Raw genomic sequence first — 10,824 nt, forward strand, 5'->3', positions numbered from 1 at the left:
ACGGAGGCGTGCATCACCCGCAGCGGGCCGGCGGGCGTGTCGAGCTCAAGCCGGTCGGGCAGTGCGGCGATGGCGGGGATGCGGTCGGCGACCTGGCCGTAGGCCCAGCCGATCAGGCGGCTGAACTCGTAGCGCGGGCCGCTGGAGGGGATCGCGCCGCCGGCCACATCCTGCGCGTAGTGAAGCATGTAGCGCTCGTGGTTGCCGGCGATCACCCGCCAGCCCCGCTCGTCGCGCATGCGCAGCGTCAGGTCAAGGCATGTGTCGGACTGCGGCCCACGGTTGACCATATCGCCGGCAAAGATCACGGCCTCGGGCGACCACGAGTCGATGTCGTCGATCACGGCGTGCAGCGCTGCGAGGTTGGCGTGGGTGTCGGCCAGTACGGCGATCTTCATAGCGGTGCTATGAGTATAGGCCAGGGCTGGGTGCCCGTCAAACAGAATTACGCAGCTGTAACGCCCTGCGCCGCGCTGGGACTGTACTCTCAGAAATCGTCGACATGCACAGAGGAGATCGATAGCAATGGGCGACACGGAGATCACGGTCTACGGGGCGACGTGGTGCGGCGACTGCAAGCGGGCCAAGCAGTTCCTCGGCGAGCAGCGCGTCCACTACCACTGGGTTGATGTCGAGCAGGACGCCGAGGGGCTTGCCTTCGTCGAGAGGAGCAATGGCGGCAAGCGGATCATCCCGACAATCGTCTTCGGGGACGGCAGCCTGCTGGTCGAGCCATCCAACGCCGAGCTGGCCGCAAAGCTGGGCCTGCAGAGCCGGGCGAAGATGGCCTACTACGACCTGATCGTCGTCGGCTCCGGGCCGACCGGCCTGACCGCCGCGCTCTACGCGGCCCGCGAGGGCATGGACGTGCTGGTGATCGAGCGCAGCGGCGTCGGCGGCCAGGCCGGCGTCACCGAGCGGCTCGACAACTTCCCCGGCTTCCCCGAGGGCGTCGGCGGGGCCGAGTTCGCCGACCGGCTGGCCCGGCAGGCCCGCCGCTTCGGCGTCGAGATCCTCCAGGCCCAGGAGGTGACCGGCCTGCGCGCCGAGATGGAGTCGCGCTATATCACCACCTCCGACGGGGCCGAGTATGGCGCGCGGGCGGTGCTGATCGCCACCGGCTCGACCTACCGCCGCCTCGGCGTGCCCGGCGAGGACGAGCTGATCGGCGCCGGCGTCCACTTCTGCGCCACCTGCGACGGGCCGTTCTACAAGGGCCGCGAGGTGGCCGTGGTCGGCGGCGGCAACAGCGCCGGCGAGGAGAGCGTCTTCCTGACCCGCTTCGTCGATAAGGTCACGCTGCTCGTGCGCGGCGATGAGCTGAGCGCCAGCAAGGTCGTGATCGATAAGATCAACGAGCTGCCCCAGATCGAGGTGCGCTACAACACGGTGATCGACGAGCTCAAGGGCGACGGCAAGCTGGCCGCGATCGTCACCCGCGACCGCAAGAGCGGCGCGGTGGCCGAGATCACGCCGGCCGGCCTGTTCGTCTTCATCGGCCTGACCCCGAACGTGGCCTGGCTGCCCGCCGAGATCGCCCGCGACCAGTACGGCTTCATCGTCACCGAGCGGACCCTGGAGACCAGCGTGCCCGGCGTGTTCGCCGCCGGCGACGTGCGCCAGGGCAGCACCAAGCAGGCGGCCAGCGCCGCCGGCGAGGGCGCCACCGCCGCCCTGATGATCCGCGAGTACCTCAAGGGCGTGTGAGCAACTCGCCGCCGGGCGTCGGCCCGCCTGCGAATGACCAGACGTATTCTTCGTGTCGTTTGTCGGTAAGAGATATCGACCGTTCTTTGGTGTGCATGGTTACAGCAAAGCAACTCATATTCCGTATAGTCATGCGGGAGAATCATCCACACAAGGAGCACACGCGTGAACTACCCGATCAACCTCGAAGGTTTCGAAGGACAGTCCATCAGCGTTCAGACCGCGAGCTTTCTCGCAGGCCCAAAGCTGCTTGTTAACGGGCAGACAGCGGCGAAGGGGCCGAAGCGCAACCAGATGCTCCTGCGCCGAAACGATGGCCGAGAAGTCGTCGCCGATTGGAAGCCGCAGTTTATGGGCCTCGATGTGCCACAGATCGTCGTCGACGGCAGCACTGTCAGCGTGACTGAGCCGCTCAAATGGTATGTCTGGGTGTGGAGCGGGCTCCCGATCATCCTCATCTTGATCGGCGGGTTGATCGGGGCGGTCGCAGGCATGATCGGTTTCAGCATTAACACCAGCATCTTTCGGTCGGCCTGGCCCGCCATGGCAAAGTTCGGGCTCACCGCCATCGTCTCGCTCACCACCGTAGTCGCCTATATCTCACTGGCGGCGCTCTTTATCTCCGCTGTGGGGAGATAAGGTACACGATATTCTGGAGAACCGCCGATGATCACGATCCGCCTACTTGGCCCCGGCGATGCTGCCACGCTGGAGCATGTGGCAGACGATGTGTTCGACGAAGATGTGAACCTCGCCGCGACGGCCGAGTTTCTGTCCGACCCCCGCCACCACCTGGCGGTCGCCATCGACGGGGGCGCGGTGGTGGGCTTCGCCTCGGCGGTGCACTACGTACACCCCGACAAGCCAGTGGAGCTGTGGGTGAACGAGGTGGGGGTGGCGCCGAGCCACCAGCGGCGCGGCGTCGGCCTGATGCTGGTGCGGGCGCTGCTGGATCGCGGGCGCGAGCTGGGCTGTCGCCAGGCCTGGGTGCTGACCGACGAGGAGAACACGGCGGCGCGCGGGCTCTACGCGGCGGCGGGCGGCACGGAGACCTCCGGCGTCATCATGGTGGACTTCGACCTCACGGCGGAGTGAGGGGCCGCGCGCCTCAGCGGCGCACGCTCGTCAGCAGCAGCGCATCAGGCCCGGCCGCCGCCGGGTCGGCGGCGGGCGCGCCGGAGAGCGGCAGCCGCGTGAAGCTCTGCGGGTCGTAGAGGCCGAGGGCCAGCGCGTACTCGCCCGCCGGCAGGTCGCCCGGCAGCGGCAGCGCGAGCCGGGTGCGGTAGTGCCGCCCGCCATCCCAGCCCGCCGTGACCTCCGGCAGGTCGATCTGGGCGCGGCGCTGGCCCGCAGAGTCCAGCAGGTGGACGAAGAGCGCGACATCCGGCGGCGGGCCGGCTGTGGCCCAGTGCAGGGTCAGGCCGAGCCGCCCATCGCCCTGGGCCAGGTCGTAGCCCTGGAGCACAATACCCTCCCCGAAGGCAGCGCGCAGCTCGTGCTGCGGCGCTGGCACCACCTCGTAGATCTGCGCGTAGGCCACGCCGTGGATCGTCACCGTGAAGACCGGCGTCTGCGTAGCGGCGACCCTTTCCAGGGGCGGGTCGAGCCCGGCCTGGGCGCTGCGCAGGTAGGCCACGGCGAAGCCGGCGTCGGGCGGGATCTGGCCCCCGGCGGGCGGCAGATCGACGCCGACGCCGGGGCGCAGGTAGGGGCGCAGGGTGGCCACGGAGCTGCTGATCGTGCCCTGCTCATCGATACCGGGCTGGCGGTTCAGCCACGCGGCCACCTGGGGCATGCCCTCGCCCCAGCCCATGTGGAAGGTGCGCGCGCCCATCGGCGCGCCGCCGAGCAGCTGGTTGTAGGCGATGATCCCGTAGGGGTGCCACCAGGCCGCGTTGGCGGCGGCGGCCAGGGCCAGCCCGCCCAGCAGGGCGCGGCGCGGCGCCGACCTCCATCCCTCGGCCAGGGCCAGCAGCCCGGCCGCCGCCAGGATGTCGACGGCGGGGAAGGCCGGCTCCAGGTAGCGGTCGAACTTCTTGGGGAAGAGGCTCAGCTCCAGCATGAGCAGCAGCGCGAACCAGGCCAGCGCAGCGAGGGCGGCCTGGTCCCCGCGCGCCCGACGCCGCCAGCGCAGGCCGAGCAGGCCCAGGCCGAGCATGGTGATCGGCGTGAGCCGCATGGCCAGCGCCGTGGCGTAGTACTGCGGCCCCGGCACATCCACCGGCCGCCCCAGGTAGAAGTTCCCCGACTGGTGCGGCTCGCCGCCCTCCTCCGTCACCCCGGCCGCCAGCCGGTCGACCGCCCAGGCCGGCGCGGCCCCCCCAACCCCCAGCCCCCAATACACGCAGGCCGCCAGGACACTCAGCGTGGCGAAGCTGCCCATCAGCCCATCCACGTGGAGCACCCGGTTAAACCCGATCACAAAGGGGTCGAGCGCCCAGAGCAGGGCGGCGAGCAGGGCGAGCCTCGGGGCGAGCAGCCGGCGCAGCAGCCCGTAGCCGGCCACCACGGCGGCGGCGTTGGCCAGGGCCGGCATCAGCTGCATCAGGCCGAGGCGCGTGGCGAAGTCGGCGGGGTCGATCAGGCTGCGGGCGGCCAGCGCATCGTGAAGCGCGATGCCCAGCGCGCCGAGCCACATCGTCGTCACCCCGGGGTGGGCCGACTGCGCGGTGGCGGCGAGGTCGCCGGTGCCCAGCGCCGCCAGGAAGCGCGCGGAGCGGAGCATCCAGCCGCCCACCTCATCGATCGTGACGAACTGGCCCAGCCCGACCACGCGCGGGATCAGCGCGGCCAGCGCGACGAGCAGATACGATAGGTTGGCCGAAAGTCGTGGTCGCATCCCGGCTCCGTAAGGGCGCAGCAGCAGCGGATGGGGCAGCTACCCGAAGTCTACCAGGGGGCTGCTGCGCCCCAACGTGGCAGCAGCGGATGGGGCAGCTACCCGAAGTCTACCAGGGGCTGCTGCGCCCCAACGTGGCAGCAGCGGATGGGGCAGCTACCCGAAGTCTACCAGGGGCTGCTGCGCCCCAACGTGGCAGCAGCGGATGGGGCAGCTACCCGAAGTCTACCAGGGGGCTGCTGCGCCCCTACTCATCTCCAGCACCCGCTGGGCCAGGGCGCGCAGCTCCTCGCGCAGGGCCGCCGGCTGGCGCACCGTCAGCCGCAGCCCGGTGGCCACCAGCTCGCGGGCCATCCAGCCCAGGTGGTCGCCGTGGGCGCGCAGCAGCACCCCCTCGGGCAGCTCCTCCAGCGTGCCGAAGATCGGCGAGATGCGCCGGCGGGCCTCCTCAAGCGTGGCGTGCAGCAGCACCTCCACCTCCCAGGTGTTCGGCATGGTGGCCAGGGCGTGGACGACATAGGCGGCGGCGTCGAAGCCGGCCGGGCGGGCGAAGGGAGTCTCCTCGACCCGCAGCTCCAGCACCCGGTCGAGCCGGAACATGCGCAGCGTCTCGCGCAGGTGGCAGTGGCCGACCGCATACCAGCGGCCCTGGCGGAACACGATCCCGTAGGGGTCGAAGCCGCGCTCCGTCAGCTCGCCCCGGTCGGGGCGGTAGCGCATCCAGACCCGCCGCCCGGCCTGGGCGGCCTGGCTCATCGTCACCACCACATCGCTGGAGGGCGCGCTCTCGGAGCGGGCCAGGTCGAGCACCAGGCTGGACTGGACGGCCTGGAGTCGCTCGCGCAGGTTCTCCGGCAGCACCCGCTCGATCTTCGCCAGGGCGCCCTCGGCGGCCGGCGCGGCCACCGTCAGGCCCAGGCGGCGGGCGGCCAGCAGGCCCAGCACCACCGCCAGCGCCTCGTCCTCGCTGAACATCATCGGCGGCAACTTGAAGCCCGCCCGCAGCATGTAGGCGCCGTAGCGCCCGCGCTCGGCCTCGATCGGGATGCCCATATCCTGCAGCATCGTGATATAGCGCCGCGCCGTGCGCGCGTTCACCTCCAGCCGGCTCGCCAGCTCCGGCCCCGTCAGCCGATGGTGCGACTGGAGCAGCTCCAGCACCGTCAGCACGCGCGTCGTCGGGTGGTACATCGCTGCGCTCCCTATACCCTAGCAGGGCCTTCGTAAGGGCGCAGCAGCGCGGCGCTGCTGCGCCCCGACAGCTCGCCGATTATAGCATATCTGTGCGAAAGCGGATCGATTATAGCCGAATTCGGCGCTATGCTCAAGCTAGATCACTGAGGCGCTGAGCGGGTGAGGCACTGAGCAACTGAAAGGTGTCATTATGACAGAAGGCGAGCGGATCTGATGTTGAATGCCGGGCATTCAGCATTCAGCATTCAACATTCAACATTAGGCAGCCGACAGGCTGCCATACGTTTTGGCGTAGGCGTAGGAGAGCACGCCGCCGAGCAGGATCACCAGGCTGCTCAGGTAGATCCAGACCATCAGGGCCATCACGCTGCCCACCACCCCGTACGAGGCGTAGTTGGCCTGGCCCAGGTAGATCCCCACCACCTTCTGGAGCGCCGTGAACAGCGCCGCGCCGATCAGCGCGGCGACCCAGACATCGCCCCAGGGCACCTTGCAGTTGGGCATAAACTTAAACAGCGTGGCGAAGGCCAGGCTGAGCAGCCCCAGCGAGGCCGCGAACTGCACGGCCTGCCAGAGCAGGCCCTGGCCGGGCAGCGCCGTGGTGAAGCTGCTCAGGGCCGTCACCACCACCGTCGACACAATCGACAGCAGCATGATCAGGGCGCAGCCCAGCACCAGGGCGAAGGCCAGCAGCTTCTTCTGCACCACGTTGATGATCGCCGCCAGGATCCCCGCGCCCTCCTTCTGCTCCAGGTGCGCCTCCCAGATCGCGTCGAAGGCCTTGTCCAGCGCGCCGAAGATACCGCTGGCCGCCAGCAGCAGCGTGATAAAGCCGATGATCCCCGCCCCCGAGCTGCTGTCGTTCAGGTTCTGGAGCGTCTGCGTCACCAGCCCGCGCACCTGGTCCGAGCCGATCAGGCCCAGCAGGCGCTGCTGCACCGAGAACTCCTGCGGGTCGACCACCGCGCCCACCACGCTGAGCACCACCAGGATCAGCGGGAAGAATGAGAACAGCGTGTAGTAGGCCAGCGAGGCCCCCAGGCTCATGCAGTCGTCCTTCTGCCACTTGGCGAAGGCGGCCATCGCGAAGCTCCGCAGCTTTGTCAAGGTCACAGTTCCCCTCTCCTTTCACGCTCATCGCCCGCCCGATTATACCTGTCTTCTGGAGAGTCCACTGATCAATATCCCCGGCTTGCACGCCTAAGGCGTGCAAACCAGGGATATTGGTAGTTTATGGTACAATCGCCGCCACAGCGGGCAGGGAGCCCACCCCCATGCGAAGACGCAGACGTGCCGATCAGACGGCTGCAGCCAGAGACAGAGGAGCGACTGTGAGCACCAAAAAGATTGGCGTGATCGTCGGCCGCGAGTGGTCGTGGCCGCCCGCGTTCATCGAGGAGGTCAACCGCCGCGGCGCGGGCGTCGTCGCCGAGTTCGTCAAGCTCGGCGGGACACAGATGGCCGAGGTCTCCGAGTACGATGTGATCATCGACCGCATCAGCCACGAGATCCCCTACTACCGCACCTTCCTCAAGACGGTGGCCCTCTCGGGCACCCGCGTGATCAACAACCCCTTCTGGTGGAGCGCCGACGACAAGTTCTTCGGGGCCAGCATCTGCACGAAGCTCGGCATCGCCCACCCCAGGACGATCGCCCTGCCCTCGCACTCCTACGTCGAGGGCGTGGTCGAGGAGTCGCTGCGCAACCTGCGCTACCCCATCCCCTGGAAGGAGCACGTCGCGTATGTCGGTGGCTTCCCGGCTATCCTCAAGCCGGCCTGGGGCGGCGGCTTCAAGAACGTCTACAAGGTCAACAACTTCGAGGAGCTCTGGCGGGCCTATAACGAGACCGGCACCGAGTGCATGATGCTCCAGGAGTACATCGCCTGGGAGAAGTACGTGCGCTGTATTGTCGTCGGCCAGGAGCAGATTATGACGATCAAGTTCGACGCGAACGCCCCCTGGCCCAACCGCTACTTCCGCGACGACCACTACCTCACGGAGGAGGAGGGCCGCCTGGTGGTCGACGGGGCGCTCAAGATCAACCGCGCCCTCGGCTACGACATGAACACGGTCGAGTTCGCCCTGAAGGACGGCGTGCCCTACGCGATCGACTTCACCAACCCGGCCCCCGACTTCGACGTGAACTCGCTCACGCCGCACTACTTCGACTGGGTGGTGAAGACGATGGCCGACTACACGATCGGCCTGGCGCTCAAGGGCCGCAGCGAGCCGAGCGAGTACGCCTGGGGCCAGCTGATCGGCGGGGCCGCCGCCCCGGCCGCCCTGGCCGTCGCCGAGCAGCCCGCCGCCGCTAAGCCGAAGGCCGCCCCCGCCGGCAAGGGCGACGACCTGACCCTGATCAACGGCATCGGCCCGGCCTACGCCAAGCGCCTGGCCGCCGCCGGCATCACCAGCTTCGCCCAGATCGTCGCGGCCGGCGTCGAGCAGGTGCGCGCCGCCATCGGCCCCACCCGCCTGCCGGTCAACGCCGAGGCCTGGGTCGCCGAGGCCGCCGAGCGCGCCGGGTAGTAGGGCCGAAGCATCGGCCCTGTGTACATTGGCCCCATCCCATGAATGGCGGGGCCGATGCTTCGGCCCTACATCATTACGAGGTGACGTATGTCTCTCGCCGACGCGATCGACCACTACCACGAGCTGCTGCTCAGCGCCGACATGGCCCGCGAGTCGTGGGCCACGCTCACCGCGGGCATGCACGCCCGCAGGCTGTACTTCGGCGAGCGGCCGCTCTGTAGCGTGCTCCGCCCGCGCCTGATCGGCGAGGACCAGTACGCCCTGCTCCGGCGCGCCGTGGGGGCCGTGGCCCGCGCCTCGCGCAAGGTGGCCGACCTCGGGCTCTCGCCCGGCCCCGCCGGCGACGCCGTCCGCGCCCAGCTCATGCTCACGCCCCACGAGCAGGCCCTGATCGACATGCACCCCGGCTACGCCGACCCTAGCGCCCACTCGCGCATGGACACCTTCCTGACGGTCGACGGCACGCTCCAGTTCGTCGAGTATAACGCCGAGAGCCCCGCCGCGATCGCCTACGAGGATCTGCTCAGCCAGGCCTTCCTGGAGATGCCGGTGATGCGGGAGTTCGCCAAGGCCTACCCCATGCGCCCGCTGCCCGCCCGCCAGCGCATGATCGAGACGCTGCTCGGCGCATGGCGCGAGGCCGGCTCGCCCGGCGGCGAGCCCCGCGTCGCCATCCTCGACTGGTCCGGCCTGCCCACCGCCACCGAGTTCGAGATGTTCCGCGACTTCTTCGCCGAGCATAAGCTCCCGGCGGTGATCTGTACCCCCGACGACCTGCGCTTCCGCGAGGGCCGGCTCTACGCCAGCCTCGGCGGCACCGAGACGCCGGTGACGATTGTCTTCAAGCGCGTGCTCACCAGCGAGTTCCTCGTCCACTATGGCGACGCGGCCCTGCAACACCCGCTCGCCCAGGCCTACGCCGCCGGCGCCTGCGTGGTCGTCAACAACTTCCGGGCCAAGCTGCTGCACAAGAAGTCGATCTTCGCCCTGCTCACCGACGAGCAGTTCCAGGGCGACTTCAGCGACGAGGAGCGCGAGGCCGTCACCTACCACATCCCCTGGACGCGCGTCGTCCGCCCCGGCCCCAGCACCTACCAGGGCGATCATATCGACGACCTGCTGGCCTTCACGCGGGCCAACCGCGACCGGCTGCTGCTCAAGCCGAACGATGAGTACGGCGGCAAGGGCATCACCATCGGCTGGGAGAGCAGCGCCGACGAGTGGGACGCCGCGCTCAAGGTGGCCCTCGGCTCGCCCTTCGTCGTCCAGGAGAAGGTCACCATCGCCTACGAGCCCTACCCGGCCCTGGTCGATGGCCAGGTCGTCGTCGGCCAGCGCCTCGTCGATAGCGACCCCTTCCTCTTCGGCTCTGAGGTGGACGGCTGCCTCTGCCGGCTCTCCACCGTGACCCTGCTTAACGTCACCGCCGGCGGCGGCAGCACGGTGCCGGTCTTTGTGATCGGCGAGTGACGGTGTCGCCCCGCCCGACCAGGGTGCGCGACGTAGGGGCACAGCAGTGGGCCTTGCCCACTGCTGCGCCCCTACCATTCGCCGCATTCGTTATTACATTCGTTATCGCGTTCGTTGTCGCCCTGTCCCACCCATCGCCCCAGACGATCGACGTGGGCGCGCCGGGCGACGCCTACTTCCTGGCCAACTTCTACCCCGCCGAGGCCGACGGCGACGCCAGCGTGCGCTGGAGCGCCCCCGGCGCCCGCCTGCTGCTGCCCGCCGTCTACCAGGGGCCGGTCGCCCTGACCATGCGCCTGCACGCCGCGCCCTTCGCCCCGCCCCAGGATCGCACGCTCTCCCTGGCGCGATCCGGCCAGCCCATGGTCGCCTTCGGCGCGGACACCGGGTGGCGGATCTACCACGTGCTCCTGCCCCCCGGCGGCAGTGATGGAGCTGCTGGCGGCCAGACACCGCTCGATCTGATCATCCCCTCCGCATCCCCCGGCCCCGCCGACCCGCGGCCCCTCGGCCTCGTCCTCGACCGGGCCGACCTGCGCTACCTCGGCCCCACGCCCCTCGGCCCGCCGCTCATGCGGGCGCTGCTGATCACATGGGCGCTGGGGGTGATCCTGGCGATGTTGGGGCGCAGCAGCAGCGACCATGAGCGGCGCGCCGTGGCGCGCCGCTCATGGTCGCTGCTGCTGCGCCACTACGCGGTGGGGGTCATCGGCGCGGGGATGGCGCTCTGGGCCTGGCGCGACCCGGGCGGCTTCGCGTGGGCTGTGCCGGACCCGCCGCTGTGGCTGCTGCGCCCCTACGTGGCGTGGGTGGGGGTGGCCATATTCGGCCACCTGGCGCTGCTGCTGCCGCTGCCCTGGCGCGGGCTGGGCGCGCTGCTTGTGCTGGGCCTGCCGGGCTGGCTGGCCGCCCGCGCGCTCTTCCCCAATGAGGGCGACCCGCTGGCCCGCGCCTTCCTCGGCCTCTGCGGGGCGGTCGCCGTGGCCCCGCTGCTCACCCTGGCCCTGCACGCCATCCCCGGCCCGCTGCCGGCCTGGCTACTCCTGCTGTCCGCAGATATCCTCTCCGCGACGATGATCT

Annotated in this window: 9 protein-coding genes and 1 pseudogene; 6 read left to right on the top strand and 4 right to left on the bottom strand. The window is 69.5% G+C overall.

What is annotated here, in order from left to right:
- Window positions 1-398 (bottom strand): metallophosphoesterase (locus K2Z83_RS24810; protein ID WP_220597872.1); only part of this gene is annotated, 398 nt, incomplete at its 3' end.
- 127 nt (window positions 399-525) lie between these two features.
- On the opposite strand from K2Z83_RS24810, the gene K2Z83_RS24815 reads away from it, so the two are divergent.
- The 3 genes from K2Z83_RS24815 (at window position 526) to K2Z83_RS24825 (ending at window position 2,802) form a co-directional block, all read left to right on the top strand.
- Entirely contained in the window at window positions 526-1,707 is a 1,182-nt protein-coding gene (locus K2Z83_RS24815; protein WP_220597862.1) for an FAD-dependent oxidoreductase, read from the top strand.
- A gap of 165 nt (window positions 1,708-1,872) precedes the next feature.
- Complete coding sequence (locus K2Z83_RS24820) at window positions 1,873-2,346, top strand: hypothetical protein (protein ID WP_220597863.1); 474 nt, start codon at window positions 1,873-1,875, stop codon at window positions 2,344-2,346.
- A 27-nt stretch (window positions 2,347-2,373) separates the two neighbouring features.
- Window positions 2,374-2,802: a GNAT family N-acetyltransferase gene (locus K2Z83_RS24825; protein ID WP_220597864.1), complete on the top strand. Its 429-nt coding sequence runs from the start codon at window positions 2,374-2,376 to the stop codon at window positions 2,800-2,802.
- Window positions 2,803-2,815: 13 nt separating this feature from the next.
- On the opposite strand, the gene K2Z83_RS24830 is transcribed toward K2Z83_RS24825, so the two are convergent.
- The 3 genes from K2Z83_RS24830 to K2Z83_RS24840 form a co-directional block, all read right to left on the bottom strand.
- Window positions 2,816-4,546, bottom strand: coding sequence for a DUF4832 domain-containing protein (locus K2Z83_RS24830; protein ID WP_220597865.1), 1,731 nt, complete (start codon window positions 4,544-4,546; stop codon window positions 2,816-2,818).
- A 225-nt stretch (window positions 4,547-4,771) separates the two neighbouring features.
- On the bottom strand, window positions 4,772-5,737 hold the full coding sequence (locus K2Z83_RS24835; RefSeq protein ID WP_220597866.1) for a YafY family protein: 966 nt from the start codon (window positions 5,735-5,737) through the stop codon (window positions 4,772-4,774).
- 261 nt (window positions 5,738-5,998) lie between these two features.
- On the bottom strand, window positions 5,999-6,853 hold the full coding sequence (locus K2Z83_RS24840; RefSeq protein ID WP_220597867.1) for a YihY/virulence factor BrkB family protein: 855 nt from the start codon (window positions 6,851-6,853) through the stop codon (window positions 5,999-6,001).
- Between the two features lie 218 nt (window positions 6,854-7,071).
- Between K2Z83_RS24840 and K2Z83_RS30210 the strand changes: the two genes are divergently transcribed.
- The 3 genes and pseudogenes from K2Z83_RS30210 to K2Z83_RS24855 all read left to right on the top strand — a co-directional run.
- Window positions 7,072-8,271: a helix-hairpin-helix domain-containing protein gene (locus K2Z83_RS30210; protein WP_220597868.1), complete on the top strand. Its 1,200-nt coding sequence runs from the start codon at window positions 7,072-7,074 to the stop codon at window positions 8,269-8,271.
- 90 nt (window positions 8,272-8,361) lie between these two features.
- Window positions 8,362-9,744, top strand: a complete 1,383-nt coding sequence (locus K2Z83_RS24850; protein WP_220597869.1) for a hypothetical protein — start codon at window positions 8,362-8,364, stop codon at window positions 9,742-9,744.
- A 53-nt stretch (window positions 9,745-9,797) separates the two neighbouring features.
- Window positions 9,798-10,824, top strand: a pseudogene (locus K2Z83_RS24855) (hypothetical protein); the annotation flags it as partial.

It is taken from the genome of Oscillochloris sp. ZM17-4 (assembly GCF_019599295.1).
In the GTDB taxonomy this organism is placed as follows: Bacteria; Chloroflexota; Chloroflexia; order Chloroflexales; family Chloroflexaceae; genus Oscillochloris.